The organism is Paraburkholderia sp. J8-2, from assembly GCF_905220195.1.
In the GTDB taxonomy this organism is placed as follows: domain Bacteria; phylum Pseudomonadota; class Gammaproteobacteria; order Burkholderiales; family Burkholderiaceae; genus Paraburkholderia.
Map to the genome: position 1 here is coordinate 40,946 of NZ_CAJMZA010000013.1, position 26,703 is coordinate 67,648.

The following is a 26,703-nucleotide window of genomic DNA, read 5'->3' on the forward strand; positions in this document are numbered from 1 at the left end:
TTCGGTGGTCGTCGGCATGACGTCTTCGACGGTTAATCGGTGCGTTGTGCGCCATCGCTGGGCGCGCATGAGTGTTCAGCAAGGTATGTGCCAGTTGGTCCCCTGGCCGGAGAACCTTGCCGGACGGAACTTTGGGCGCGGCGCAACGCACCGCGGCGCATGCTGCGTTGTGCACCGCAGCAGTGCGGGCGCCGGCGGGGCGCACCCAGTTGGCGCAGTGGCCGCGGGCGATGCACGAAAAAGTGCGGTCCGCACGGGCGCTCAGGCTTGCGCAGTCAGTGCGGCCAAACTCGCCTTTTGTGACGAAGGCATTTCAACTATTCTTTTTAGCGCACGCAGTCGGCTCCACGATTCCCAGCGCCAGCATTCTCACGACAATTAACCGGCCAATGGAAATGGAAAGACCTGCTTCCACCGATGCACCGCCCGCAAGTGCGACCGCAAGCCGGTCATGGCTGCGCTGGCTGCCCGGCGTCACGCTGTTCAAGACCTACCAACGCGCCTGGCTACTGAACGATCTTGCCGCGGGCCTCGTGCTGACCACGATGCTCGTGCCGGTCGGCATTGCCTATGCGGCGGCTTCCGGTGTGCCCGGCGTCTACGGTCTCTATGCGACGATCATTCCGCTGCTGGCGTACGCCCTATTCGGGCCTAGCCGCATTCTCGTACTCGGCCCCGATTCCGCGCTCGCGGCGCCCATACTCGCCGTGGTCGTTCAGGTGGCCGGCGGCGACCCCGCGCGCGCCATCGGCGTGGCGAGCATGATGGCGATCGTTTCCGGTCTCGTCTGCGTCGTCATGGGGCTCTTGCGCCTCGGCTTCATTACCGAGCTGCTGTCCAAGCCCATTCGATACGGCTACATGAACGGCATCGCGCTGGCCGTGCTCATTAGTCAGTTGCCGAAACTCTTCGGCATCTCTATCGACGAGCAGGGCCCGATGCGCGACCTGTTCAGCCTCGTCGAGGGTGTCGCGCGCGGTGCGGCCAACTGGTACACCTTTGCCGTGGGCGCGGGAAGCCTCGTGCTGATCTTGCTGCTCAAGCGCTTTGACAAAGTGCCCGGCATCCTGATCGCCGTGATCGTGGCCACGCTCTCGGTGAGTCTCTTCCACCTCGACAGCCTCGGCGTCAAAGTGCTGGGCACGATTCCGCAGGGGTTGCCTGGGCTCTCGCTGCCGTGGGTCGCCAACGTGGACCTCGTCAAGATCGTCCTGGGCGGCGCGGCCGTCGCGCTGATCGCCTTCGCCGATACGAGCGTGCTCTCGCGCACCTATGCGGCGCGCTTTCATGCGCGCGTCGATCCCAATCAGGAGATGGTGGGCCTCGGCGTGGCCAACTTCGCGGCGGGCTTGTTCCAGGGCTTTCCGATCAGCAGCAGCGCGTCGCGCACGCCGGTTGCCGAGGCCGCGGGCGCCCGCACGCAGCTCACCGGCGTGGTGGGCGCGCTCGCGGTGGCGGCGCTGCTCATGGTCGCGCCCAATCTGTTGCGCTATTTGCCCAACAGCGCGCTGGCGGCCGTGGTGATCGCCGCCGCACTGGGGCTGTTCGAATTCGCGGATCTCAAACGCATTTACCGCATTCAGCAGTGGGAGTTCTGGCTATCCATCGGCTGCTTCGTGGCCGTCGCGGTGTTCGGGGCGATTCCCGGCATAGGCCTCGCCGTGTTGATCGCCGTCATCGAATTTCTCTGGGACGGCTGGCGGCCCCACTTCGCGGTGCTTGGCCGCGTGGAAGGATTGCGCGGCTATCACGATATCGAGCGCTATCCCGAAGCCGTGCGCACGCCGGGCCTCGTGCTGTTTCGCTGGGACGCGCCGTTGTTCTTCGCGAATGCCGAGCTGTTTGCGCAACGCCTGATGGAGGCGGTGGAAGCGTCGCCCACACCGGTGCGCCGGGTCGTGGTGGCGGCGGAGCCCGTGACGAGCGTGGACGTCACGTCCGCCGACATGCTGCGCGAGCTGACCCACGCGTTGCGCGAGCGCGGCGTCGCGCTGCATTTTGCGGAGATGAAAGACCCGGTGCGCGACAAGCTCAAGCGCTTCGATTTGCTCGAGGACATCGGCCCGGACCGTTTCGATCCGACCGTAAGCAGTGCTGTCGATCGCTATGTCGGCGAGGCCGGCCTCGCAAAGGACGAGGCCGGGCCGCAAGAGGGGCGCTAGTGTGACGGAAGTGCGCCGTTCGCAACGCTCGCCGACTCAGGCGCCGGGCTTGAGCACCACGCGAAAGCGCGCTTTGCCGCTTATCATCCGCTCATAGGCTTCTGCGGCGCGCGACAGCGGATATTCCTCGATCATCGGCTTCACGCCGGAGAGCGCACTGAACGCCAGGGTCTCCTGAGAGTCGGCAGCGGTGCCCGAGGGCCAGCCCTGCACCGAGTGGCGGCCCATGATGAACTGCGTGATCGGCACCTCCACGGGCTCCTGCGAGACGCCGACCATGATCATCTTGCCGTTCAGGCCAAGGCCGCCCAGCGCGGCGCTCATGGCCTTGCCGCTCGTGGCCGTGGCGAGGATCACGCGCGCGCCGCCTAGCGCGAGCAACGCCTGCGCGACGTCCTGCGAGGCGCTGTCGATATAGTGATGCGCGCCGAGTTGCTTCGCGAGCGGCGCCTTGTTCTGCCCGCGCGCGATGGCTACGGTGACGAAGCCCATTTTGCGCGCGTACTGCACGCCGAGATGGCCGAGCCCGCCAATACCGAGGATCGCTACGACATCGCCCGCGCGCGCGCCGCTGTGGCGCAGCGCGTTGAAGGTGGTGATGCCGGCGCACAGAAGCGGCGCGGCGTCGACGTCGGAGAGGTCGTCGGGCATGCGCGCGAGCGCTTCCTGCGGCGCCACCATGTAATCGGCATAGCCGCCGTCGTAGCTGATGCCGGGAATTTGCCCGTTCTTGCAAAGCACGAAGTCGCCGTGCCGGCAGTGTTCACAATGGCCGCAATGGCCGCCGTGCCAGCCCACGCCGATGCGCTGCCCGACCTGCCAATCCTCGACGCGCGCGCCTAGCTTTGCGATCACGCCCGCGATCTCGTGGCCGGGCACGCGCGGAAACTGGAGGCCTGGCCAATGGCCTTCCTTCGTGAGCGAATCGCTATGGCAGATCCCGCAGGCGTGCACCTTGACGAGGACGTGTCCTTCGGGCGGCTCGGGAATATCGCGTTCAACCAGTTCGAGCGGGGCACCCGGTTCTGCTACCTGTACTGCGTGCATCTTTGCCATCGTCTGCTCCTGGGAAAGTGGGCTTTCGCCGGTGATGTCGTGGCGACGTGCGACTACCGCGACATTGTAGGACGATGGTGAGAGCGCTTCGTGTTGCGCGGCGTGGGCACTCGAGGGGGATGTTTGTTAGCGTTGGGGTTACGCGGGCAGTCGACAACGTACTGGCGACCGTCAACAATTACCGGAAGTGCCAACGATACGGATGACCGGGGCGAATGAACAATCTTGAAGTTACGCTGCGCGCAGCGACGCCTGCCGACGAGCCATTTCTGTTCGATTTGCGCAGGGCGACGATGGACGAACACCTGGCACGCGCTGGCGAGTCGACCGACGAGCGCGCGCATTGGGCGCGTCTTCGTTACCGCTACAACGATGCCTATATCGTTTGCTGCGGGTCCGAAAGACTCGGCCTTTTCAAATTCTTTCGGGATGCAGATGAATGGACCATCGTGCAAATCCAGATTCTCCTGGCCTGGCAGGGTCGCGGCATCGCGGCCCATCTTCTCCATGAGTTTTTGAAGCAGGCGGACGGCGCCGGTGTGCCTGTCAAGCTAAGTGTTTTGAAAGGCAATCGCGCGATCGGCCTTTACGAGCGCTTTGGGTTTCAGGTCGTGAATAGTACTGACACGTCATGGCAAATGAGGCGAGGGTGAGCGGCAGCAGGCGCTAGGCCGGGCCATCCGATGACGGGCCGGCTCCGCCCCACCCAAGATTGAGGTCTCTGAGCCGTGCGACGGCTTCATCGCGGCTCGAAACGCCCAATTTGCCGTAGATGTTCTTCAGGTGCCACTTCACCGTTTCCGGCGAAATCGCGAGTGTGCGCGCAATCCGCTTATTGGGCATGGCCTGGGCGAGCAGCTGCACGACATCCGCTTCGCGCTCGCTCAACATCATGGCGGGCTTTTGTTGCGCGCCAGTTCCACCATCAACTGGCCGCTGTGCCGGGTGGACCGAATCCGTCATGCTGTGCGCGGCCTGCAACCGGCCGACATAGAACGAGAGGACCGGGTCCGCCGGCTCGCTCTGCACGACGCGTGTGACTAGTTCCAGCACACCGGGGCCGGCATCCAGCACGCTGCGCACGAGACCGAGCCGGTGCCCGCGCCGCAGTGCTGCCGTCACCGCTGGCGCCACGGCATGAGTTCGTCCGAGGCTGGCATGCGCGAGCGCCCCGAGCAGCTGGAAGTGTGTGGCGTGGCGTTGCCAGCCGCGCGCTTCGCACGCTGGGACCAATCGATCGATCTGCGCTGAGGCGGCCTCATGATTCTCATGGGCGAAAGCCCAAAGCATGTTGGCGCGCGCCGCGTGCACCGCCACGTGCCCAAGCGGCCCCGTGCGCTCGACGGAAATGCCTTCGGCAATCCTGTCGAGGCGATCGAGCGCCGCTTGGGCGTCGCTGGTGCGGCCGCGTTGCAGGTGGCGCTGGACCTGGTCGGCGAGACTGTGCGCGACGAGCCGGTTCAAGCGATATTGCCTGCCGTACTCTTCGAGGCGTTCCAGCCACGCAAAGCTGTCCATCTCGTGTCCGGCGATCCAGTGCACGGACGACAGCGCCGTCAGCACCCGCAACACCGCATCGGGAATCGACACGCGTTCGAGCACCTCGATCCGCTCTTCCAGGAGTCGTTGGCATGCGTCCAGCTCATTGAACTCATAGAGCACTTCGCCGAGTAGCGCCGCCGCAAGCGACGCGGCCTCGGCGGCCTCGCGGCCGCGCCGGTCGGCTTCGGCCATCACGTCGCGGCAGATTCGCTCTGCCTGCAAAAAGCGCCCTTCGAGCGAAAAACTGAGGCCCATGACGCATCTGCCGTACAGCATGCCGGCCGGCGTGCCCATCAGCTCGACACCGTTGACGAGCAGGGCGGGCGAGTCTGTCTGGATGGCGCGCGCCCGCTCGTACTCGCCAGCATGCATATAGAGCCACGACAGGATGTTGTTGCGCCCACCGATGCCCACGCTGTCGATCTCGGCGGGCACATTCAGCAAGCACGGCTCCACAGCGCTCACGCCGTCACTATCGTCACGCTGGACAGACAGTGTCGCCTGGGTGATCGCGAGCCGATAGCGCGCGCCGTGGTCGTCGGGCGCCACGTCGGCGAGCAACCCGTCAAGGATGGCCTCGCACGCGTCGAAGTCTCGTGCATAGAGCTTCAAACGCGCATTCCATAGCCGCAGACCAAAGCGCGCTTCGATCTCGGACGCCGGCAGCATGCGAATAATCGCCGCGAGCTTGCGCAGGTCGCCCTGGATCTGCATCTGTTGCGCAACCTGCACGACCTCGTCGGCGGCCGTTGCGGTTTCTCCGGCGAGCAGCGCGTGGCGGATTGCTTCGTCGTGCCGATCGTGCTCGCGAAACCAGCGCCACGCCCTGTGATGCACCTCACGTTGCTGCTCGAGCGGCCATGAGCGAAAGCGCTGCAGCAGCGTCTCGCGAAAGAGCGGATTCAGGCGATACCATTTCTCGCTTCCCGACGACGCAATGGACTCGACAAAAAGGTTGTCGCATTCGAGTCGGCCAGGGATCCGGCCATGCAGCTCCGGATTCGCGCCGAGCGCGGCGCACAGTGAAGCGCAAAATATCGTGCAGGGCGCGAGCCTGACGAGCAGGTCGAGTTCTTCGGCAGACAGTTGCGGCAGGACTTCGCGCTCGAAATAGTCGGCAACGCCGCGCGCGTCGAGGAAGTGGCTGCGGGGCACATGCCCGGCAAGAGGAGCGCCTTGCTCGCCCCGCTCGCCGCGCCGCAAATGCGCCGCGAGCAGCAGCAAGCCCGCCACCCAGCCATCCGTGAGCTCATGCATTTTTTGCGCGTCGCGCCGCTCCAGATGACTGACCTTCGCTTTCAGGAATGCTTCGGATTCCTCTGCGGTGAACCGAAGGTCGCGCATGCTGAGTTCGAGGGACTGGCCGCCATCGCGCAGCCTGCCAAGCGACACGGGAACGGCGCTGCGCGAGGCCATGACGATGTGCAGGTTGGGCGGCGCGTAGTCGAGCAGCCACTGCACGGTTTCGCGCACCTGAAGATCGACGACATGGTGTGCGTCGTCGAGCATCAGCATCAAGTGGCGCGGGTGCCGGCCAATACCGCTTACGAGGGCGACGAGGGAGCGCTCGACGGCTTCGTCGTCGGTGCCGCGGCCAGAGAGCAGCGCGGCCTCGTGCGGTATGGCGGGGTCGACCTGGGCGAGGCTCGCGGCGAGGTCGTCGAGCCAGCGCGACATGTCATTGTCTTCGGGGGCGAGCGTGAGCCACGCCACGTCGAAGCTGAGCGGCAACAACGCGCGGCGCAAGGCCAGCAAAAGCGCCGTCTTTCCGCAGCCCGCCGGCCCCTCGAGTATGAGGCAGCGGCGCCGGCGCGCTTCGGTCAACTGCGCGAGCAGGCGTTCGCGCGCCAGCACCCGTGCGTCCATACGCGGCGGCTGCAGTCGCTGTTCGGCTTCGCTCAACAGGGAGGCCAACTGTGACTGGGAAGATTCCATGGGGTCACATAAAGCAGAATGTTTGCCCGGCAAATGCCGCGGCGCAACGACGTGCCCGCATTCATGCGCTGGTCGATTGTACAGTGGGGGCCCCGAAAGCGGCGTCCGGAAGGTCGGCAGACCTGACGACGCCGCAGCCGCCCTCAGGCCGTGCTTGCGACGAAGGCACGAGGCGTGGGGCGATAGACTTCGTCGATCAGATCGCCGCGCCGCGCGCGGCAGGCTGCCTGATTGACATAGCCCTTGTCGGTGGTTTCGTTCGCGTCGATCGAGGGCGGCTCGGCCATGAGCATCAGGCGCCTGACATGGAGGCTCGCGCCGGACGCCTTCTGCATGCGCAGCCGCTCGTTCAACGCGGCAATGACGACGGGATGCGCAATGAGCGCCTCGACTTCCAGCGCGGCGAGTTCCGGCGCGAGCCGCCGACAGGCCGCCACGTTCGGCCACGCGAGCGCCGCCACATAGTCGCGGTCATGGCCGCAGATGACCGCATCGGTCAAGAGCGGGGCGCATTGCTCCAGCAGATCGAGCCTGACACTCCCGGTGCGGACCCACGTTCCATTGGTGAGTTTGAAATCTTCGGCTACACGACCGGCGAAGCGCAGACCTTCCGAGGGCTTCTCCGCGTTCACGAAGCGAACTGCGTCGCCGAGACACAAATAGCCCTCCTCATCAAAGGCCTTCGCGCTCTGGGACGGGTCCTTCAGGTAGCCACCGAAGATCGCTGCGCCCCGCATGCGGATTTCGAAGCGCCCGTCGCCGCCTTCGAGTGGCACCAGCTTGAGTTCCACGCCGGGGCCCGGCACGCCGATGTTTCCGAGATCGTCGGACGGCATGGCGAACCAGGTGCCCGTGCCGTTGGTTTCGGTCGCGCCCAGCGAAGTGCAAAACGTCAGGTGCTCGCCGATGGTCTCTGCGGCCACCCGCTGGATGCGCTCCCAGGTGGCTCGCGGAAGGCTCGCGCCTCCGTAACCGAAATTGATAAGCCGTGCGAAGAGCTTTTGCGCCAGCTGCGCATCGTCTTCGAGCGCGTTTGCGAGCATCGTCAACGCTGAGGGAGCGCTGCTGAATGCGGTCGGCGAAACGTCACGCAGGTTGCGCAAGGTGCGCTCGAAGTGGCCCGCTACCGGTCGCCCATCGTCGATGTAATGGCTCGCGCCCGTCACCATCGTGCGACCAAATGCCAGCACCCCGCCCATGGTGTGATGCCACGGCATCCAGTCGAGAAATACCGGTTGCGGCTCGGACAGCGTGCCGTAGATCCGGACGAAATAACGCGTCGCCGCCTTGAAGTTGGCGTAAGTGGAGACGACCCCCTTGGGCGCGCCTGTCGAGCCGGATGTGAACAGGATGCGCAACACATCGGCGGGCTGGATGGCTGCGCGCGCGGAGGCAAGCGCGGCAATGCGCGCTGGCGTCAGTTCGAGGCTGGCCAGCGCGTTGAATGAGCATGCTTCGTCCGTTGAACTGTGCACAGCGATGACAGGGACCTCGGGCAAGCCGAGCGCCGCAATCGCGCGCTCGAACGTCTCGCGGTCCTGAACGAAAATGGCGGCGGGCTGAACCAGCGCGGCGATGCCCTTCAGACGGGCGAAGTCGCTGCTGATCGTCGAGTAGGCCGGCGACACCGGCACCGTGGGCACGCCGGCATACTCCGCGGCGAGCAGCAGGATCGCCTGCTCGATCGAGTTGCCGGACAGCAGCATGAGCGGCCGCCCTTGCCCCAGTCCGAGGTTGAGGAGGCCCGCAGCCACATGTCTGACCTGGATCCAGAGCCCGGACCAGGTGATCGAGCGCCATCCGCCTTGTGCGTCGCGCTCGCAGAACACCGGCGAGTGAGCGCGGCGTTGCGCCCAGTACGGCAGAAAGTCGACGAAGCCGTTCTGCTCGATAGCAGGGGCTTGCGCAGACGAGAGAATGACGGTGCCGTCTGCGCGGTAAGTCGTGTGGACGTCCCAGGCAGGAATACGCGGGGAGCGATACGGTAGCGCCTGCGAGCAAGCGTCGGCGGGGGCGGCCATGCGGGTGTCTCCAGAGGGGGCTTGTTGTGCGAGTGATCAGGCTGCGTGGCCCGAACCTGAGGGAGAAACGATCCGGGCAACGACGCCTGGTCGAGTTTAGGTTCCGTCAGATCTGTCTGACCCACCCATCCAGGGTGGGTATTAGCTCGCACTTGTAAGGGCGATATACGGGGCAAGAACGGCCGGAGTTGGCAGCGCAAACCGAATGGAGCAATAGGTCGATGTGCCCCAATCGCTTGCGCAGCGATCCACCGTTCCCTCTTCCGGGTGAACGTTTAGCACCAGGATGGCAGGCAGACTCCCGAGCGACCAGCAATGTGAACTCGCTACGGTGCTGCTCATGTGGGTGGGGATTCAAGCACCCGTCGCAAGTGGTCGGAGTTGGCAACGGGCGTCTGCAGGTTCCACCGGCGGCTATCCTCTCGCTCGGTGCGAACCAGGATCTCTCATTTGGCAACAAGTCGCTCGGCTCGCACGGCTTCAATGGTTCGTACTCCGTGCCGTGGGGCTACTGGACGGCGACGCTCTCGGGCAACACGAACACCTACTATCAACCCATCGCGGGCACCGGCGGTCAGGTGTTCGTCTCAAGCGGCAACCAGCAGACGGCGGCGCTGCGCATCGCACGCGTACTCGCTCGCAGCCAGAATGACGTACTCGGCGCGTACGTCCAGCTATCGAAGCGCTTTGGCCAGAGCTTCATCGAAGATACGACGATCCCGATCCAGAACCGCAACAATACGTTCTTCGAGATGGGCGCGACGGATCGTCATTACTTCGGCGGCGCGCAGTTCGACGGCTCGCTCGCTTATCGTCAGGGCATAGGCGGTCTTGGTGCGAAACCGGACCCGGTGAACGACAACGGCACGCCAATGGCTGCGACCTACCGCTTTCACATGGCCGTGCTCGATGCGAACCTCTCGGTGCCGTTCGCAGTGGGTAACCAGCAATTCGCCTATGTCGGCACCGTTCACGGCCAGTTCACGGACAACACCCTGTTCTACATCGATGACCTGACCATCGGCAGCCGCTACACGGTGCGCGGCTTCGACGGCAACACGATGCTCGCAGGGGAGAAGGGTTTCTACTGGCGCAACGAATTGCAATGGCCGCTCTTCCAGACGGGCCAGATGCTTTACGTGGGCGTCGATTACGGCCATGTGTTCGGGCCGGGAACGACCGGTCAGGCGGGCACCCAGCTCGCGGGCGCGGTGATCGGTATCCGGGGTGGCGTACCGGCAAAGTATGTCGGCTTCAGTTACGACCTCTTCGTCGGGACGCCGATCTACAAACCGAGCGGATTTCCGACTGCGCGATTCACGGTCGGGGTGCAGGCTACGGCGCAGTTCTGATGCAGAGCAGTCTCGAGCGCAACAAAGAGAGGTGTTGTGGATGTACCGGACGGCCCGAGCATCCTCGTCGGCCATAACGATGGTGGCGCGGTAGTGATCGCCGATCTCGAGCGCTTCATGACCGAGCGAGCGGGCAGCAATACGGTCGCCGCCTGCGGCCGCGATACCGTTCGAGGCAGCAAATATTTTCCCCCGATGTCACACACGGCCCAGGCTATCTCGTCATGTCATGGCAACCCAACCGAAAGGAGATGACACCATGACTGCCAAGCTCGACCTGTTTGCCGCTGCTCCGACCCTGATGAAGTCCTGGATGGGCACCTCGCTCGCCGTGTCCGGCAGCCTCGAGCCGAGCCTCATTGCGCTGGTGGAGGTGCGCGCGTCGCAAATCAACGGCTGCGCGAATTGTCTTAACATGCATACCGCCCACGCACGCGAGGAAGGCGAGACCGAACAGCGTCTCTACCTGCTTTCGGCCTGGAAAGAGGCGCCCTGTTACACGGACCGCGAGCGCGCGGCACTCGGCTGGACCGACGCCCTCACGCGCCTTTCCGAAGGCCACGCGCTGGAGCAGGCGCGCACGGCGCTCGCCGACCACTTTACCGAGGAGGAGCAGGTGAAGCTCACGCTGATGATCAACGTGATCAACGGCTGGAACCGCCTTGCGGTCGGCTTTGGTCTGTGGGTCGATCCGGCGGCGGCCAAGGCCGTGGCCAGCAAGATGGTCGCCGCATGACGGACCCGGCACTCAAGGATGCCGCGGCGAGTTTCGACCCGCTGCGGCGCAAGCTGATCCGCGTGGCGTATCGCATGCTCGGCTCGGTCGCCGACGCCGAAGACATCGTGCAGGACGCATTTATCCGCTGGGCGGACGTCGAACGCGACGAGGTGCGCGTGCCAGAGGCCTTCCTGCGCCGCATGGTGATGCGCATGTGCCTCGACCAGCTCAAGTCGGCGCGGCATCAGCGTGAGACCTATATCGGCCCGTGGCTGCCGGACCCGGTCGTCGAAGAAGACGAGCAGGAGGACGTCACGCTGCCGCTCATGCTTGCGCTCGAACGCCTTTCGCCGCTCGAGCGCGCGGCGTTCCTGCTGCACGACGTGTTCGGGCTGGAGTTCGACGAGGTCGCGGCCACGATCGGGCGCGAGAGCGCCGCATGCCGCCAGCTTGCGGCGCGCGCCCGGAGTCACGTGAGAGAAGCGCGCCCGCGTTTTCATGTGGAGAAGGCGCGCGGGCTCGAACTGGCGCAGGCGTTTTTCGCGGCGTCGCGCAGCGGCGACATGAGCGCGCTCGGCGCCATGCTCGCCGACGACGTGAGCCTGCATGCGGACGGCGGCGGCAAGCGCCCGGCGATCGGTCACCCGGTGTTCGGCTTCGAGAGCGTGATGAAGCTGCACGCCCAGCTGGCCGACCTGTTTCGCAAGAACGGCTCGACGCTCGTGCGCGCGGGCTTCATCAACGGGCTTCCCGGCTTCGTTACGCGCGAGGCCGATGGCGAGTTGCAGACCACCGCGCTCGAAATCGAAGGCGGCAAGGTCACGGCCATTTACGTCATGCGCAATCCGGACAAGCTGCGGCATCTGCACTGAGCGAGCGGGGTGCGACTGCGTTGCACAAACGTTCCAGACGTGCTGCCGCGTCTCGCGGATCATGAGTGCCTCGAAAAAGGAGGCGGCAAGCATGTTCGATACGAAAGTGGCGCTGGTCGTGCGGGAGAATCTCGCGGTCTGGCAGAAGCTCAATGTGACCGCGTTTCTCGCAACCGGGATCGCGGCGGCGGTGCCCGAAGCGCTGGGTGAGCCCTACGAAGACGCGCGCGGGCAGCGTTACGGCAGGATGCTGGGCCAGCCGATGATGATCTATGGCGCGGATGTTGGCGGTTTGCAGGCGGCGCTGCGGCGCGGCGTGTCGCGCGAGCTGACGATCGTGCCGTATGTGCACGCCATGTTTTCGACGGGCCACGACGCGGCGAACCGCGAGGTATTTCGCGCGGAGGACCCGGAAAATCCCGATCTGGTGGGAATCGCGCTATACGGTCCGAAAAACGCCGTGGACAAAGCCGTGAAGGGGTTGGCGCTGCATCAATAGGCATCCGGGCGTATCGCAACTAACTGCCGAGCCGGCGGAAACACCGCGAGCGCAACGGCTTGCGGCACACGTGGCGATGGCGAGCGAACCAGGCGCCCGCCATCGCCGCAAGCATTGCTTTCTCTAGCTGGCCTTGCGCACCGGCGGAAAGCGCCGCTTGCTATTCCCACCCATGGGAATACGGCGGAAGCGCTCCTTCTTGTGCTCTTCCTCGAAGTGCGAGAGCGAGAGCTTGACGAGGTCACTGCGCGAAACGATGCCCACGAGCCGTCGCGATTCGCGGTCGGCCACCACGGGCAGCCGCTCGAGCCCATGAATCGCGAGGCGTGTGGCGATCTGGCGGCAGGTTTCCTCGGGTAGCGCCATGTCGGGAGAACGTTGCGCGAGCAACGAGTCGAGCGGCGTGTCGAGTGCTTCGGTTGCCGCGCTCGCGCGTACGGCGTCGAGCATCGAGCGATCCACTACACCGAGGACCGCGCCGTCGCGCAGCACCGGGAAGGCGCGGCGCAGCTGCGTCGAGCCGAAGTAACGGTCGAGCGCGTCGCGCACGGTAACGCTCGCGTCGATCGTATCGACAGTGCGCGTCATCACTTCATCGACGTAATGACGCTCGAGCGGATCGACGCCGTACTCGCGATAGATGTGATAGCCGCGGCGCGCGATCTTCTCGGTCATGATCGAGCGCTTCATGACGACCGTTGCGAAGCCGTGCGCGACCAGCGTGGCCGTGAGGAGCGGCAGCAGCGCGTTGGTGTCGTGCGTGAGGCCGAAGGCGAACACGATGGCCGTGAGCGGCGCGCCGAGCGTGGCGCCGAGCGTTGCCGCCATGCACACGAGCGGCCAGAGCGCCGGGTCGCTGCCGGGCAGCACATGGCTCAGTACCGAGCCAAGCCCCGCGCCAAGCATGAGCAGCGGCGCGAGCACGCCGCCCGAGGTGCCGGAGCCCAGCGCCACGACCCAGATCACGGCTTTCACCACCAGAATGGCAATGGCGACCTGAAGCACGATGTGCTGATGCAGCAGGTCGCCGATCACGTCGTAACCCACACCGAGCGCGCGCGGCTCGATGAAGCCGCCAATGCCCACCACGAGCCCGCCGATCGCCGGCCACCACGACCAGTGCAGCGGCAGATGGCCGAACAGGTCCTCGACCTTGTAGAGCGCCGCGGATAGCCCCGATGCAAGCGCGCCCGCCAGCAGCCCGGCAACGACGCACGAGAAGAGCGCCACGGCGTGCGGCGGCAGCGTCTGCATGGGAAAGAGCGGCGCCGTGCCGAAGAACACCGAGCGCGCGAAGCCCGCGACCGCGCACGCAAGCGCCACGGGCAGGAAGCTGCGCGGCCGCCATTCGAACAGCAGCAATTCGACGGCGAGCAGCACGGCGGCAACCGGCGTGCCGAACACCGCCGTCATGCCCGCGGCCGCGCCGGCCACGAGCAGCGTCTTGCGCTCGGCAGCGGTGACGCGCACGCATTGCGCGAGCAGCGACCCGAGCGCGCCGCCCGTCATGATGATCGGGCCTTCCGCGCCGAACGGGCCGCCGCTGCCGATCACAATGCCCGACGAGAGCGGCTTGAGCACGGCCACTTTGGGCGACATCTTGCTCTTGCCGAAGAGAATGGCTTCGATGGCCTCGGGAATGCCGTGGCCGCGAATCTTCTCGGAACCGAAGCGCGCCATCATCCCGACGATCAACCCGCCTGCCACCGGCACGGCGATGACCCACGGTCCCAGCGTGTTGAGTGCCGGCGAGCGGTCGGCGAACGAGAACTGGCCGAAGAAAAACAGGTTCGTGAACCAGTGGATCAGGCTCAGCAGCACGAACGCCGCGAGCGTGGCCAGTACGCCAATTACGGCGGCCAGCGCGCTGATGCCGGGCAGGCGTGCGTTCGCCGAAAAATCGCGCTTGTGGGAATCGTCGGAATGCATGGTCTCTATAAATCGATACGCGGAACGGTGAATGCGCCGTCGAGCGACTTCAACTCGGCGCGATGTAGTTCGGCCAGGCGCGCGAGCAGCTTTTCTCCGGCGGCGAGCAGATGCACTTCCACCTGGCGGCGGTCGCGCTCGCTCACACGCCGCTCGACGAGCTCGATCGCCTCGCAGCGCGAGACAAGCGCGACCACGCCGTGATGCTGTGCCTGCAAACGCTCAGCCAGCTCGCCAATGGTTGCCCACGTGCGGCCGGGATAGCCCTTCACATGCAGCAGCAGCAGGTATTGCAGCGGCGTAATGCCCTCGGCCTGCGCGGCCTGCTCCGAGAAACGCTCGAAACGGCGCATCTGGTAGCGGAATTCGGAGAGCTGTTCGAAGTCGGCCTTGTCGAGATCGCGCGCGCTTTTTTTCATTGGAAGTCCATGGAACGGTTCAGTCTCCTAATTTATCACGATATGATATTTTTCTCCGAAAGCGTCCGTTACAGCGGCATCGCGGCCAGGGGAATTGGCGCGAACCCGGGCGCAAACGCGCTCAGGCCGGCGCCTGCTGCGGCGTCTTCGCCTGGTGGTAGAGCCCGGAGATCAAATCGGCTTGCGTGATGATGCCCGCGAGCCGGTGTTCGTGATCGACCACCGGCACGTGATGGTGCCCGCGGCCCGCGAAGATGCGTACGAGTTCGACGATCGGCGTCGTGTGCGCAACGGTCAGCACATGCGTGGTCATCAGCGTGCCGACGTTCTGGCCGGACTCTGCATTCGGCCGCACGAGCCGCGAAATCGCATGGAGCATGAGACGCAGCGGATGCCGCTCACGCCCCTCGTCGGCGAGGTCGGCGCGCGTGACGATGCCCTTCACCTGGCGCTGCGCGTCGACCACGGGCAGTGCCTTCACGTCGTGGCGCTTGAGCAGCGAGCGCGCTTCGCCCACGGTCGTGGCGGCTGTGATGCTCACTACGTTGGCCGACATGACGTCCGCGCAGGTCAGCTCGCCGAAGCTGCGCGCGTACGCGCGGATCTCGGCGTCCTGCAGCACGGCTTCGAGGTCGTCGGTGTCGATGTCGAGCATTTCGTCGCGATCGCGCAGCACGGCTTCGAGGTCGGCGCGGGTGAAACCGGCTTGCGCGGGCGCGGGCACGGCCACGCTTGGGCGCCGCCCGGCGTGCGGGTAGCGATGCCCCGTGGCGGCGTGATAAACGAGCGCGCCGCCGAGCAACAGGAACGACTGCAGCGCGACGGGCAGGAACACGAACTCATAGCCGAGCGCATGCACGGCCGGACCGCCCAGCACGGCGGTGAGCGCGACCGCGCCCGAAGGCGGATGCACGCAGCGCAGCGTGAACATCGCGACGATCGCCACAGCAACGGCCACGGCGGCGGCGGCCACAGGGTCGTGTATCCACATTGCAGCGCTCACGCCGACGGTGGCGGAAACGAGGTTGCCGCCAATGATCGACCACGGCTGCGCGAGCGGGCTCGCTGGCACGCCGAAGAGCAGCACGGCCGAGGCGCCCATGGGCGCGATCAGATACGGAATGGCCGGATCGCCGCCGAGCAACCGGTGCGCCACTGCGCCGGTGAGGGCGATGCCGACCAGCGCGCCGCCGCCCGAGCGCAGGCGCTCGCGCCATGTGATGGTGACCCCGGAGGGGATGAAGCGGGTGAGCCAGCGAAGGACCTTGAAGCGGGACACGATTCGGAGCGGGTTTGAAACGGATAGGGAGCGCAGACGGCTCGGCACCGCCCAAAGAAGCGCAATTATATCTCAACGTGATATATATCGCGACACTTCGTCGCTTCGGGTTGTCCCGAGGATGGCGCGGAGGCGGGAGATTTTGAGGGACGCAACGAGAGCCGCGCAGCGTGTGGCGGCAGTTGAGGCAGCGGTAGAAGCGCCGCCGCGGGCGCGGCGACGCTTTTATCAGGCTGGCGGCCGGTTCGACCTGAAGCCTGTATTAGCTGGCATTACCGGCATGCGGCGGCTGACCCGCGAGACATGGCGCAGGCGCGGCGTTGGGATGGCCGTCGGGGTGGCGGTGGTGGCCGGCATTCGCGCTGGCGTTCGCGTTCTGGTTGCGGTTCGGCGCGGGCGGCGGGCGATGGGCAGCGGTGTGCACCGGCGCATGCCCGCCCGGCTGCGGCCGGTTGCCATGTGGCGGCATGCCATGCGGCGGCGCGCCGTGCGGCTGCATCGTCACGTGCACGCGCTGGGATTCGGGCACGCGTGCGTGTTGCATCGGCAGATGGCCTTCGTTGCGGGCCATCACCACGCGCAATTCCGCGCGGCGGTGCAGGACTTCGCCGCGCAGGTCGCCGCGGCCGTACAGGCGGCGCTGGCGGTGGCCGTCCGGCCCCACGATCCAGATATATGTGCTGCCGCCGGCGTAGACCACGTCGCGATCGAGCACGACCGAAACGTACGCGTCGTAGGGCTGCGGCACATACACCGGCTGGGCGACGACGACAGGCGGGGGAGGCGGCGGGGGCGCGGCAACCACGACGGTGGGGTGCGCGGGTGCGGTGGCCACGCGGGGGCTGCTGACGCAGCCGCTAATCAGCAGGGTTCCGGCCAGGGATGCGAACAGGACAAATGCAGACGGCAGAGCGCGCGGTTTCGCGTTCAAGCGGGACTCCGGAATGAGGGGTTGTTGGTCCCGTGTGTTAACGGCAAATGCCCGAGGGGCTTGAGAAAGCGCTCGCCGACTAATGGCTCGCTCCACGCCCAGCCATCCGTTTTTCGCATACCAGCGTTTCCAATTTGTGATTTTACGATGGCATATCGGCTTCCTATACTCGGCCGCGAAACGTCAGATTTCGCACCGATTCCGGAGACAGCCCCGCCATGAACGCCCCCGACCGTGCCGCCGTAGAAGCCGCATCGCTAGCCGCATCTGTTTCGCTCGACGACAAATACACGCTGGAAAAAGGCCGCGTATACATCAGCGGCACCCAGGCGCTGGTGCGCCTGCCCATGCTGCAAAAGGCGCGCGATCGCAAGGCCGGGTTGAATACCGCGGGCTTCGTCTCCGGCTATCGCGGCTCGCCGCTAGGCGCGCTCGACCAGTCGCTATGGAAGGCGAAGAAGCACCTCCAGGCGCACGACGTCGTGTTCCAGCCCGGCGTGAACGAGGACCTCGCCGCCACGGCCGTGTGGGGCACGCAGCAGATCAACCTCTGGCCCGGCGCGCAGCGCGACGGCGTGTTCGGCATGTGGTACGGCAAGGGCCCGGGCGTCGACCGCACCGGCGACGTGTTCAAGCACGCCAACTCGGCGGGCAGCGACGCGCGCGGCGGCGTGCTCGTGCTCGCGGGCGACGACCACGCGGCGAAGTCGTCTTCGGTGGCGCACCAGTCGGAGCACGCGCTCATCGCTGCGGGCATTCCCGTGCTGTATCCCGCGAACGTGCAGGAATATCTCGACTACGGTTTGCACGGCTGGGCCATGAGCCGCTACTCGGGCCTGTGGGTCGCCATGAAGTGCGTGACCGACGTGATCGAATCGACCGCGTCGATCGATCTCGACCCGGATCGCGTGGAGATCGTCACGCCCGCCGACTACACCATGCCCGAAGGCGGCCTCAATATCCGCTGGCCCGACACCCCGCTCGCCCAGGAAGCGCGTCTGCTTGACGAGAAGTGGTACGCCGCGCTCGCCTACGTGCGCGCGAACCGCCTGAACCGCGTGGTGATCGATTCGCCGCGCGCACGCTTTGGCATCATGACCGCGGGCAAGGCGTATCTCGACGTGCGCCAGGCGCTCACCGACCTCGGCCTCGACGATGAAACCTGCGCGCAGATCGGCGTGCGCGTGCTCAAGGTGGGCTGCGTGTGGCCGCTCGACGCGCAAGACGCGCGCGGCTTCGCCACGGGGCTCGAAGAAATTCTCGTCGTGGAGGAGAAGCGCCAGATTCTCGAGTACGCGCTCAAGGAAGAGCTATACAACTGGCGCGAAGACGTGCGCCCCAAGATCTACGGCAAGTTCGACGAGCGCGACAACGAAGGCGGCGAATGGTCGGTGCCGCGCGGCAACTGGCTGTTGCCGGCGCACTACGAACTCTCGCCCGCGCTGATCGCCAAGGCCATCGCGCGGCGTCTCGCGCGCGCGGATTTGACCAATGCGGTGCCCGAGGAAGTGCGCGCGCGCATGCTCGCGCGCGTGGCGATCATCGAGGCGAAGGAGCGTGAAGCGGCCAAGCCGCGCGTGACGGTGGAGCGCAAGCCGTGGTTCTGCTCGGGGTGTCCGCACAACACGTCGACCAACGTGCCCGAAGGGTCGCGGGCGCTGGCGGGCATTGGCTGCCACTACATGTCGATGTGGATGGACCGCAAGACCGAAACGTTCAGCCAGATGGGCGGCGAAGGCGTGGCGTGGATCGGCCAGATGCACTTCTCGGGCGACAAGCACGTGTTCGCGAATCTCGGCGACGGCACGTACTTTCACTCCGGACTGCTGGCGATTCGCGCGGCCATCGCGTCGAACGCCAATATCACCTACAAGATTCTCTACAACGACGCCGTGGCGATGACGGGCGGCCAGCCCGTGGACGGCGTGCTCACCGTGCCGCAGATCGCGCACCAGGTCCATGCGGAAGGTGCGAAGCGCATCGTTATCGTGACGGATGAGCCGGAAAAATACGACTCCACGATCGTGCTACCCGCCGGTGTGGACGTCCATCATCGCGACCAGCTCGATAGCGTGCAGCGCACTTTGCGCGACACCGCCGGCACCACCGTGCTGATCTACGACCAGACCTGCGCCACCGAAAAGCGCCGCCGCCGCAAGCGCGGCGCGTATCCGGACCCGGCCCGCCGCGCGTTTATCAACGACGCCGTGTGCGAAGGCTGCGGCGACTGCTCGGTGCAGTCGAACTGCCTTTCCGTCGAGCCGCTCGACACGCCGCTCGGCACGAAACGCAAGATCAACCAGTCGTCGTGCAACAAGGACTTCTCGTGCGTCAAGGGTTTTTGCCCGAGCTTCGTGACGGCCGAAGGTGCGCAGTTGCGCAAGCCGCGCGCGGCGAATGCGTCGAGCGCCGCATCGATCGATTTCGACGCGTTGCCCATGCCTCTCCTCCCGCAACTGGCGAAGCCTTACGGCATTCTCGTGACGGGCGTGGGCGGCACGGGTGTCGTGACCATCGGCGGGCTGATCGGCATGGCCGCGCATCTCGCGGGCAAGGGGGTGACCGTGCTCGATATGGCTGGCCTCGCACAAAAGGGCGGTGCCGTGCTGAGCCACGTACAGGTGGCGGCCACGCCCGCTGCCTTGCATGCCACGCGCATCGCCACGGGCGAGGCGCGCCTCGTGATCGGCTGCGACGCGATCGTCTCTGCTTCGGGCGACGTGCTTTCGCGCACCCAGCATGGCGTGACGGTCGCGGCGATCAACAGCGGCGCGACGCCTACTGCGGAATTCGTCAAGAATCCTAAGTGGACGTTTCCGGGCACGCAAACCGAAGCGGAGCTGCGCGCGAGCATCGGCGAGGGTTGTGCGTTCGTGGATGCCAATGCACTCGCGCTCGCCTTGCTTGGCGACACGATCTACAGCAATCCGCTTTTGCTCGGCTACGCGTGGCAAAAGGGCTGGCTGCCGCTCGAACTCGCGCATCTGCGGCGCGCGATCGAACTCAACGCCGTGGCCGTGGAAAAGAACCAGCAGGCGTTCAACTGGGGGCGCTACGTCGCGCACCATGGCGAGGCGGCTGTGCGCGCGTTCACGAAAACGCCCGCAGAGCCGCAGGCCGTCGTTCTGCGCATGCCCGAATCGCTGGACAAGGTGATCGCCGCGCGCGAAGCGTTGCTCACGGCGTATCAAAACACCGCCTATGCGCAGCACTATCGCCGCGTGGTCGAGCGCATTCGCGTGAAGGAGACAGCGCTTGGCGGCGACGCGAAGCTGCCGCTCACGCGCGCCGTCGCCGTGAATCTCGCGAAGCTGATGGCGTACAAGGACGAATACGAAGTCGCGCGTCTTTATGCCGATCCTGCGTATCTGCAGAAATTGCGCGAGCAGTTCGAAGGCGAGCCGGGCCGCGACTACAAGCTGAACTTCTGGCTCGCGCCGCCGCTGCTCGCGAAGCGCGACGAGCACGGCCATCTCGTGAAGCGCCGCTTCGGTCCGTGGGTGCTGCCGGTGTTGCGCACGCTAGCCCGCATGAAGGGGCTGCGCGGCACGGCGTTCGACGTGTTCGGCAAGACCGAAGAACGTCGCGACGAACGCCGCTCGATCGTGGAATACGTGGCGCTCGTGGACGAATTCTGCGCGAGCCTCGACACACAGCGCCTGGCCGCCGCGCTCCAGCTTGCCGCGCTGCCCGATGAAATTCGCGGCTTCGGCCACGTCAAGGCGCGCAATCTCGCTGCGGTGGAGAAAAAGAAGGAGCGCTTGCTCGCGGACTACCGCACGCCCGCGGCGCAGCGCGCCACGGCGTGAGAGGCGTAAAAGCGATCAGGGAAGCAGGCGCCTGCCGATCAAGCGCGGCAGGCGCAGCGCAAACCCGCTCACGAGCCGCAAATGCATGCCCGCGAGCAGCAGGTTGTCGCGCACGTAGTTGAAATGCGAAACGCCGCCTTCATCGGCGCCGAAGTAGCGCACCGGCGCTTCGATCTGGATGGGCCGCACCCCGGCCCAGCACAGGCGCACGGCGGCTTCGGGATCGAAGTCGAAGCGGCGCATCCACGTCTGGCGCTCCATGATCGCCTTGAGCGGCGCGATGGGGTACACGCGAAAGCCGTACAGCGAATCGCCGATACCGGCCCACAACGTTTCGAAGTCGGCGAAGAAGTTCGAGACGCGCCGTCCCTGCACGCGCAGTTGCGGCGCGCTTGCGTCGAACTTCGGCCGACCCAGCACCATGGCTTCAGGCGCGGCCTGCGAGGCGGTCATGAATTCGGGAATCAACGCGGTGGGGTGCTGGCCGTCCGAATCCATCGTCAGCACGTGAGTGAAACCGCGCGCGGCGGCGGCTTCGAGCCCGGCGAGCACCGCGCCGCCCTTGCCGCGGTTGGTGGGCAGCACGATGACGTGCAGGCCGGGGTCGTCGTTGGCCATGGCTTGCAGGCGCGCGGCGCTGCCGTCGGTGCTGCCGTCCACCACGACCCATACGGGGTTCCATTGCGCGCGCGCGCTGCGCACCGTCTCTTCGAGCTTGGCACCGGGGTTGTAGCTCGGGATCAGGACAAGATGCGTGGACGAAGGCGTGGACATGGCAGCGGGTGCCTCTACAGCGTGAGACCCTGAAAAAATTTTAGGTCGCGCCGCTGCGCGTGCATAACCGCCGTGGCGGACGTCCGGCGCATCGTGCGCGGGGACTTCGTAACCGGATGCTTCGGCGCTCGAGCCCGTGCTTGTGCCGGGCGCGGAGCGCGACTGCCGCTTTGCGTCGAAGGGTTGCACAGACACTCGTATTTCCTCAGAGGATGCAGCGGCGGAATACGCGCCGCGTGTTCAGGCCAGGCCGCCGTTGATCGAGAGCACTTGCCCCGTCACGTAGGCGGCCGCGTCGGACACCAGGTACGCCACCATGGCCGCGACTTCCGCGGGCTGGCCGGCGCGCTGCGCGGGCACGAGCTGCTTGATGCGCTCGGCGGGAAACGCGCGCTCCGCCATGGGCGAAGCGATGATGCCGGGCGCCACGGCGTTCACGGTGATGCCGCGCGAGGCCAGCTCCAGCGAAAGCGATTTCGTTGCGCCGATCAGCCCGGCCTTCGCGGCCGCATAGTTCGCCTGGCCGCGGTTGCCCATCACGCCAGCGATCGAAGCGATGTTGACGATGCGCCCGCGGCGCGTGCGGATCATCGGCATGAGAAGCGGCTGCGTGACATTGAAAAAGCCGTTGAGCGAGACGTCGATCACGCGGCGCCATTGTTCGCGCCGCATGCCCACCAGCGGCGCGTCGTCGTGAATGCCCGCGTTGTTCACCAGGATCTGCACGGGCGCGTCTTCCACGAGGCGCGTAAGCGCGGCCTCGGTCGCGTCGGCGTCGGTCACGTCGAAGGCAATGGCGTGCGCGCTGCCGCCCGCCGCGACGATGCGCTGCGCAACCGCTTCGGCCTCTGCCAGACGCCGGTTCGCATGCACCCAGACCTCGTGGCCCGCTTGCGCGAGCGCAACGCTGATGGCCTGGCCGAGTGCGCCGCTGCCGCCCGTCACGAGTGCACGCATGCGTTTTTCTCCATCAATCCTGGCTGGCGCCGGCAATGACGTTACCGCACGCGGTGCGCCGCGACATAGGCAGCCAGCGAGCCGAGCGTCGCGAAGATTTTCTCGTTTTCCGGATTGTCCGAGCGCAGCTCGAAGCCGTACTTCTTCGAGATCAGCAGCGCGATTTCCAGGATGTCGATCGAGTCGAGCCCGAAGCCTTCGCCGTACAGCGGGGTGTCGGCGCTCACTTCGTTGAGCGAGACATCTTCCAGATTCAGCTCTTTCACGATCTGCGCGGCGAGCTCGTGTTCCAGTTCGTTCATCATGCGTGGGCTCTCCGGGCATGCGGACCGTAGCGGCGGCTGCCCGTTTTTAGGGTTCGTTGGATGTAAAAGTTACCAGGATTCTAAGTGAAGGGTATCGGTGCGTATACGGTGCTCCCCGGCGAAAGGGTTACAGAGGGTCGGTGCCAGGCGGCGCGCATTTTTGGGATCGGAACGCGCGAGATGCTTGCGCGGCTTCGGGCCTGTCTGGATCGGACAAAAGCCTTACCTGGCGCGATTCCGAACATTCAGTTACAAACCGGCAGCCGGCAGGACAGGTGATCGGGTCCCGCCAATCTTAAAATGTGCGTGCTTGCAAGAAACCGGCCCGATACTTGCATTTCCTATGATGATTCGTCGCGCTTGCCACGCCCTACGATTGACTTACAGCGCCATTTGCGATAGTTGCCAGATGCCTTGTCCGCTTAGCCATTGCGCCTCGGGTTGCACCGGGGCCGCCCGCCCGCCGGCGCCATGTGCACGGCAGGGCGGCGCGCGCCTTTGCGGAGGCAAGCGATGAGCGCGCTGGCAGCGGCGGCGCGCGCGGCGCTTGGGGTGGCGGCGGTGGCCGCCTGGCAAATCGGCGCGCATTACGCGGTGGCGACGCCGGGCGCGCACGGCTTCGGCCTTGCCATGGCGCTCGTGCCGCCGCTCGCCATTGCGCTGGCCGCGGCCGCCCGCTCGCCGCGCCGCGCGTGGCTGTTGCCGCTGTGGACGCTCGTGGCGCTCGCGCTGTGGTCCATGCGCACGCCGCTTGCTCTGCATTTTGAATGGGGGCTGTATCTGGAGCATGTGAGCTTCAACCTCGCGATGGCGCTGCTGTTCGGGCGCACGCTCGCGGCGGGGCGCGTGCCGCTGTGCACGCAGTTCGCGACGATGATCCATGGCGGCACGCTCCCGCCGGCCGTCGCGCGCTATACGCGGCGCATCACGCTCGCATGGGCGCTCTTTTTCGTCGCGATTGCCGGCGTTTCGACGCTGCTGTTCGCGGTTGCACCGATCGTCGCGTGGTCGACGTTCGCCAACTATCTGGCGTTGCCGCTCGTGGCGGTGATGTTCGTCGCCGAGCATGCGTGCCGGCGTTTCGCGCTGCCGGGCGAGCCGAATGCGGGCATGCTCGACGCGATTCGCGCCTACCGGCAGACGACCCGGCACACGACCCCGGCGCACGCGGAGCATTCCTGACCATGGGTGCCGCTCGCCCGCCCGAGTCGAAGCAGGGCCAAACACAGGACTCCGCACAGGAATCCGCACAGGAATTCGTATCGACCGAAGTTATGCAGACTCATCCGCTCGTTTTTCATACGTCGCCCGAACAGGTCATTGCCTGGCGCGACGGCGCGCCCGTCACGGTGCGCGCTTTCCTCGCCGATGTCACGCGTGTGGCCGCGGCGCTGCCGGCAGGCGGCCACGTGTTCAACGTTTGCCGCGACCGCTACCGCTTTACCGTGGGCCTGTGCGCGGCGCTCGTCTCGGGCCGCGTCAGCCTGTTGCCCTCGACGCAGACGCCGGAGACGGTGCGCCAGCTCGCAACCTTCGCGCCCGACGCGTTCTGCCTGCACGACGCGCCCGACTGCGCGATCGACCTGCCGCGTTTCGCCTGGCCCGAAGCGCAGCAAGAAGCCGCCGGGGACGCGCCGTTCGCCGTCCCGCAGATCGACGCCTCGCGCATCGTGGCTTACGTGTTCACGTCGGGCTCCACCGGCGCGCCGGTGCCGCACGGCAAGACCTGGGGCGCGCTCGTGGCGGGCGTGCGCGCGTCGGCCGAGCGCCACGGTCTCCTCAGCGCGCACGACTGCACGATCGTCGGCACCGTGCCGCCGCAGCACATGTACGGTTTCGAAGTGACCGTGCTGCTCCCGCTGATCGGCGGTTTCGCGTTCAGCAACCGGCTGCCGTTCTATCCCGTCGATATCCGCAGTGAGCTCGAAGCGGTGCCGCATCCGCGCGTGCTCGTGACCTCGCCGATCCATCTGCGCGCGCTGCTCGCCACCGGCCACGCGCTGCCGCCGGCCGAACTGGTACTTTCGGCTACGGCGCCGCTCTCGGAAAAGCTCGCACTCGAAGCGGAAGCGCGCCTGAAGGCGCCGCTCGTCGAAATCTACGGCAGCACCGAAACCGGCCAGATCGCGACGCGCCGCACCGCGAAGGGCGCGACGTGGCAACTGTTCCCGCAGGTCCGTTTCGAAGCGCGCGAAAGCGCGGCACAGGACGACGAAGGCCCGACGATGTGGGTCTCGGGCGGCCACGTGCAAGAGCCGGTGCCGATGGGCGACGCCATCGAACTGCTCGATGCCGAGCGATTCCTGCTGCACGGGCGCAAGGCGGACCTCATCAACATCGCGGGCAAGCGGACCTCGCTCGCGTACCTCAACCATCAGCTCAATGCGATTGCGGGCGTAGAGGACGGCGTGTTCTTCATGCCTGCCCACCTCGAGCACGATGCGCTCACGGGCCACGACGTCGTGCAGCGGCTCGTCGCGCTGGTGGTCGCGCCCACGCTGCCGCTCGCCGATCTGCAGCGCGCGCTGCGCGAGCGCATCGATCGTGCGTTCCTGCCGCGTCCGCTCGTGTTCGTCGACGCGCTGCCGCGCAATGACACCGGCAAGCTGCCCCACGACGTGCTCGCGGCGTTCGTTGCGCTGCATATGCGCGGTGGCCTCGCGAGCGCCGCGAAGAGCGCCCCCGAGGCGACGCAAGCGAGCGCCGCGTCGGCACCCGCGTCCACGTTTTCGTTTGCGATTCCCGCCGATCATCCCGCGCTGCCCGGCCATTTTCCGGGCCACCCGATCGTGCCCGGCGTCGTGCTGCTCGATCGCGCCATCGACGCGATCGGCACGGCGCTGAACCGGCCGTTCGCCACGTGGAAGCTCAGCAGCGCGAAATTCCTGAGCCCGGCCGCGCCCGGCGAAACACTCGACCTTGCCTGGGACGCAGCGGCGAGCGGCGCAATCCGCTTCACGCTGCGCGCGGGGGCGCGCGATGTCGCGAGCGGCGTGCTCAGTGACGCAATGAGCGACGTATTCCGCGCCGGACCGCTCGCGCCTGCAAGCGCGCAAACCGGAGCGCGACCATGACGAAGCGCACCGACTGGGCGAACCAGCAGGAGCGCAGCAACACGCTGCTCCTGCGCATCATGACGTGGCTTTCGCTGCGCCTCGGCCGCCGCGCGGGCCGCGCGCTGCTGCACCTGATCGCGCTGTATTTCGTGCTGTTTTCGCCGCGCGCGTGCGCGGCCTCGCGCGACTACCTGCGCCGCGTGCTGGGCCGCCCGGCGCACTGGCGCGACGTGTACCGCCACGTGTTCACGTTTGCCTCGACGATCCACGACCGCGTTTATCTGGCCAACGCGCGCTTCGACCTGTTCGACATCCGCCCCCATGGCCATACGCTCGTGGACGAAACGCTCGCCAAGGGGCGCGGCGTGTTTCTGATGGGCGCGCACCTCGGCAGCTTCGAGGTCGTGCGCGCGCTCGGCCGCACGCGGCCCGATCTGCGTGTGGTCGTGACGATGTACGAAGAGAACGCCCAGAAGATCAACGCGACGCTCGCCGCCGTGAATCCTGCGGCCAAGCCCGAAGTGATCGGGCTAGGACAGGTCGGCTCGATGCTGAAGGTGCACGAGCGTCTCGACCAGAACTGCATGGTGGGCATGCTCGCGGACCGCACGCTGCTTGCCGACGACACGGCCACCATGCGGCGCATGGGTTTTCTCGGCGAGCCGGCGGCGTTCCCGCTCGGACCGCTCTATATGGCCGCGATGCTCAAGCGCCCGGTGCTCTTCATGACCGGTCTGTACCGTGGCGGCAATCGCTACGACGTGCACTTCGAAACGCTGGCGGACTTCACCGACGTGCCGCGCGAAGCGCGCCAGCGCGCGATCGACGCCGCGCTCGTGCGCTACGTCACGCTGCTCGACCGCTATTGCCGCAAGGCGCCGTACAACTGGTTCAACTACTACGACTTCTGGCAGGGCGGCAAGCAGGGCGCGAGTGTCGGCGCGCCGCTATCGACAACTGTGGCGGCAACTGCTGCATCCCGCGCGCCGGCTCCGGTGCGCCGCCGTGAAACGCGACCCCACGCCGAGCTTCCCGTGCACGAGGTGACCGACGCATGAGCGCGATCCACCGTTCCCCAACGTTACGC

The 26,703-nt window shown here is 66.3% G+C and carries 20 protein-coding genes and 1 pseudogene; 11 read left to right on the forward strand and 10 right to left on the reverse strand.

Features of this window, described 5'->3' with window-relative positions; translation table 11 throughout:
• Positions 1–395: 395 nt before the first annotated feature.
• A complete protein-coding gene (locus tag U5A52_RS25125) occupies positions 396–2,162 on the forward strand; it encodes a sulfate permease (protein ID WP_321914123.1) in 1,767 nt (588 codons plus the stop codon).
• A gap of 36 nt (positions 2,163–2,198) precedes the next feature.
• Here the strand turns inward: U5A52_RS25125 and U5A52_RS25130 are convergent, their stop codons facing one another.
• Entirely contained in the window at positions 2,199–3,218 is a 1,020-nt protein-coding gene (locus tag U5A52_RS25130; RefSeq protein ID WP_321936628.1) for an alcohol dehydrogenase, read from the reverse strand.
• A gap of 215 nt (positions 3,219–3,433) precedes the next feature.
• Here U5A52_RS25130 and U5A52_RS25135 point away from each other — a divergent pair, with 215 nt between their 5' ends.
• Positions 3,434–3,871, forward strand: a complete 438-nt coding sequence (locus tag U5A52_RS25135; RefSeq protein ID WP_321936629.1) for a GNAT family N-acetyltransferase — start codon at positions 3,434–3,436, stop codon at positions 3,869–3,871.
• A 13-nt stretch (positions 3,872–3,884) separates the two neighbouring features.
• Here the strand turns inward: U5A52_RS25135 and U5A52_RS25140 are convergent, their stop codons facing one another.
• Positions 3,885–6,695 (reverse strand): helix-turn-helix transcriptional regulator, encoded by a 2,811-nt coding sequence (locus U5A52_RS25140; RefSeq protein ID WP_321936630.1) that lies wholly within the window; start codon positions 6,693–6,695, stop codon positions 3,885–3,887.
• Positions 6,696–6,838: 143 nt separating this feature from the next.
• Positions 6,839–8,716 carry an AMP-binding protein gene (locus U5A52_RS25145; protein ID WP_321936631.1) on the reverse strand — a complete coding sequence of 626 codons (1,878 nt, stop codon included), beginning with the start codon at positions 8,714–8,716 and terminating at the stop codon, positions 6,839–6,841.
• A gap of 416 nt (positions 8,717–9,132) precedes the next feature.
• On the opposite strand from U5A52_RS25145, the pseudogene U5A52_RS25150 reads away from it, so the two are divergent.
• The 5 genes and pseudogenes from U5A52_RS25150 to U5A52_RS25170 form a co-directional block, all read left to right on the forward strand.
• Positions 9,133–10,068 (forward strand): annotated as a pseudogene (locus U5A52_RS25150) (ShlB/FhaC/HecB family hemolysin secretion/activation protein); the annotation flags it as partial.
• A 36-nt stretch (positions 10,069–10,104) separates the two neighbouring features.
• Positions 10,105–10,323, forward strand: a complete 219-nt coding sequence (locus tag U5A52_RS25155; RefSeq protein WP_321936632.1) for a hypothetical protein — start codon at positions 10,105–10,107, stop codon at positions 10,321–10,323.
• 4 nt (positions 10,324–10,327) lie between these two features.
• Positions 10,328–10,804 (forward strand): carboxymuconolactone decarboxylase family protein, encoded by a 477-nt coding sequence (locus U5A52_RS25160; protein ID WP_321936633.1) that lies wholly within the window; start codon positions 10,328–10,330, stop codon positions 10,802–10,804.
• Positions 10,801–11,658, forward strand: a complete 858-nt coding sequence (locus tag U5A52_RS25165) for a sigma-70 family RNA polymerase sigma factor (RefSeq protein WP_321936634.1) — start codon at positions 10,801–10,803, stop codon at positions 11,656–11,658. The genes U5A52_RS25160 and U5A52_RS25165 overlap by 4 nt, the downstream gene beginning before the upstream one ends.
• A 91-nt stretch (positions 11,659–11,749) precedes the next feature.
• Positions 11,750–12,157: a DUF2000 domain-containing protein gene (locus U5A52_RS25170; RefSeq protein ID WP_069265792.1), complete on the forward strand. Its 408-nt coding sequence runs from the start codon at positions 11,750–11,752 to the stop codon at positions 12,155–12,157.
• Between the two features lie 123 nt (positions 12,158–12,280).
• Here U5A52_RS25170 and U5A52_RS25175 read toward each other — a convergent pair whose 3' ends face one another.
• From U5A52_RS25175 to U5A52_RS25190, 4 genes are all read right to left on the reverse strand, one after another.
• Positions 12,281–14,086: a chloride channel protein gene (locus U5A52_RS25175; RefSeq protein ID WP_321936635.1), complete on the reverse strand. Its 1,806-nt coding sequence runs from the start codon at positions 14,084–14,086 to the stop codon at positions 12,281–12,283.
• 5 nt (positions 14,087–14,091) lie between these two features.
• Positions 14,092–14,505 carry a MarR family winged helix-turn-helix transcriptional regulator gene (locus U5A52_RS25180; RefSeq protein ID WP_321914114.1) on the reverse strand — a complete coding sequence of 138 codons (414 nt, stop codon included), beginning with the start codon at positions 14,503–14,505 and terminating at the stop codon, positions 14,092–14,094.
• Positions 14,506–14,626: 121 nt separating this feature from the next.
• The gene (locus U5A52_RS25185) at positions 14,627–15,784 is read right to left on the reverse strand and encodes an HPP family protein (RefSeq protein WP_321936636.1); all 1,158 of its coding nucleotides are present in this window, start codon (positions 15,782–15,784) and stop codon (positions 14,627–14,629) included.
• 262 nt (positions 15,785–16,046) lie between these two features.
• Positions 16,047–16,619 (reverse strand): hypothetical protein, encoded by a 573-nt coding sequence (locus tag U5A52_RS25190; RefSeq protein ID WP_321936637.1) that lies wholly within the window; start codon positions 16,617–16,619, stop codon positions 16,047–16,049.
• Positions 16,620–16,933: 314 nt separating this feature from the next.
• Here U5A52_RS25190 and U5A52_RS25195 point away from each other — a divergent pair, with 314 nt between their 5' ends.
• Positions 16,934–20,524 (forward strand): indolepyruvate ferredoxin oxidoreductase family protein, encoded by a 3,591-nt coding sequence (locus tag U5A52_RS25195; protein ID WP_321936638.1) that lies wholly within the window; start codon positions 16,934–16,936, stop codon positions 20,522–20,524.
• Between the two features lie 15 nt (positions 20,525–20,539).
• Here U5A52_RS25195 and U5A52_RS25200 read toward each other — a convergent pair whose 3' ends face one another.
• From U5A52_RS25200 to U5A52_RS25210, 3 genes are all read right to left on the reverse strand, one after another.
• Positions 20,540–21,298: a glycosyltransferase family 2 protein gene (locus tag U5A52_RS25200; RefSeq protein ID WP_321936639.1), complete on the reverse strand. Its 759-nt coding sequence runs from the start codon at positions 21,296–21,298 to the stop codon at positions 20,540–20,542.
• Positions 21,299–21,538: 240 nt separating this feature from the next.
• Positions 21,539–22,255, reverse strand: a complete 717-nt coding sequence (gene fabG, locus U5A52_RS25205; protein WP_321914109.1) for a 3-oxoacyl-ACP reductase FabG — start codon at positions 22,253–22,255, stop codon at positions 21,539–21,541.
• Between the two features lie 41 nt (positions 22,256–22,296).
• Positions 22,297–22,557 (reverse strand): phosphopantetheine-binding protein, encoded by a 261-nt coding sequence (locus tag U5A52_RS25210; RefSeq protein ID WP_321936710.1) that lies wholly within the window; start codon positions 22,555–22,557, stop codon positions 22,297–22,299.
• Positions 22,558–23,073: 516 nt separating this feature from the next.
• Between U5A52_RS25210 and U5A52_RS25215 the strand changes: the two genes are divergently transcribed.
• The 3 genes from U5A52_RS25215 (at position 23,074) to U5A52_RS25225 (ending at position 26,674) form a co-directional block, all read left to right on the forward strand.
• A complete protein-coding gene (locus U5A52_RS25215) occupies positions 23,074–23,742 on the forward strand; it encodes a hypothetical protein (RefSeq protein ID WP_321936640.1) in 669 nt (222 codons plus the stop codon).
• A 92-nt stretch (positions 23,743–23,834) separates the two neighbouring features.
• Positions 23,835–25,634 carry an AMP-binding protein gene (locus tag U5A52_RS25220; RefSeq protein WP_321936711.1) on the forward strand — a complete coding sequence of 600 codons (1,800 nt, stop codon included), beginning with the start codon at positions 23,835–23,837 and terminating at the stop codon, positions 25,632–25,634.
• The gene (locus U5A52_RS25225; protein WP_415774052.1) at positions 25,631–26,674 is read left to right on the forward strand and encodes an acyl-CoA synthetase; all 1,044 of its coding nucleotides are present in this window, start codon (positions 25,631–25,633) and stop codon (positions 26,672–26,674) included. The genes U5A52_RS25220 and U5A52_RS25225 overlap by 4 nt, the downstream gene beginning before the upstream one ends.
• Positions 26,675–26,703 lie beyond the last annotated feature (29 nt).

Excerpts from the sequence above, each read along its gene's own strand:
- U5A52_RS25140 (WP_321936630.1), bottom strand. The coding sequence starts at position 6,695 with ATGGAATCTTCCCAGTCACAGTTGGCCTCCCTGTTGAGCGAAGCCGAA.
- U5A52_RS25220 (WP_321936711.1), top strand. The coding sequence starts at position 23,835 with ATGCAGACTCATCCGCTCGTTTTTCATACGTCGCCCGAACAGGTCATT.
- U5A52_RS25135 (WP_321936629.1), top strand. The coding sequence starts at position 3,434 with ATGAACAATCTTGAAGTTACGCTGCGCGCAGCGACGCCTGCCGACGAG.
- fabG (WP_321914109.1), bottom strand. The coding sequence starts at position 22,255 with ATGCGTGCACTCGTGACGGGCGGCAGCGGCGCACTCGGCCAGGCCATC.
- U5A52_RS25160 (WP_321936633.1), top strand. The coding sequence starts at position 10,328 with ATGACTGCCAAGCTCGACCTGTTTGCCGCTGCTCCGACCCTGATGAAG.
- U5A52_RS25215 (WP_321936640.1), top strand. The coding sequence starts at position 23,074 with ATGAGCGCGCTGGCAGCGGCGGCGCGCGCGGCGCTTGGGGTGGCGGCG.
- U5A52_RS25200 (WP_321936639.1), bottom strand. The coding sequence starts at position 21,298 with ATGTCCACGCCTTCGTCCACGCATCTTGTCCTGATCCCGAGCTACAAC.
- U5A52_RS25175 (WP_321936635.1), bottom strand. The coding sequence starts at position 14,086 with ATGCATTCCGACGATTCCCACAAGCGCGATTTTTCGGCGAACGCACGC.
- U5A52_RS25165 (WP_321936634.1), top strand. The coding sequence starts at position 10,801 with ATGACGGACCCGGCACTCAAGGATGCCGCGGCGAGTTTCGACCCGCTG.
- U5A52_RS25180 (WP_321914114.1), bottom strand. The coding sequence starts at position 14,505 with ATGAAAAAAAGCGCGCGCGATCTCGACAAGGCCGACTTCGAACAGCTC.
- U5A52_RS25225 (WP_415774052.1), top strand. The coding sequence starts at position 25,631 with ATGACGAAGCGCACCGACTGGGCGAACCAGCAGGAGCGCAGCAACACG.
- U5A52_RS25170 (WP_069265792.1), top strand. The coding sequence starts at position 11,750 with ATGTTCGATACGAAAGTGGCGCTGGTCGTGCGGGAGAATCTCGCGGTC.
- U5A52_RS25210 (WP_321936710.1), bottom strand. The coding sequence starts at position 22,557 with ATGAACGAACTGGAACACGAGCTCGCCGCGCAGATCGTGAAAGAGCTG.
- U5A52_RS25195 (WP_321936638.1), top strand. The coding sequence starts at position 16,934 with ATGAACGCCCCCGACCGTGCCGCCGTAGAAGCCGCATCGCTAGCCGCA.
- U5A52_RS25130 (WP_321936628.1), bottom strand. The coding sequence starts at position 3,218 with ATGGCAAAGATGCACGCAGTACAGGTAGCAGAACCGGGTGCCCCGCTC.
- U5A52_RS25125 (WP_321914123.1), top strand. The coding sequence starts at position 396 with ATGGAAAGACCTGCTTCCACCGATGCACCGCCCGCAAGTGCGACCGCA.
- U5A52_RS25145 (WP_321936631.1), bottom strand. The coding sequence starts at position 8,716 with ATGGCCGCCCCCGCCGACGCTTGCTCGCAGGCGCTACCGTATCGCTCC.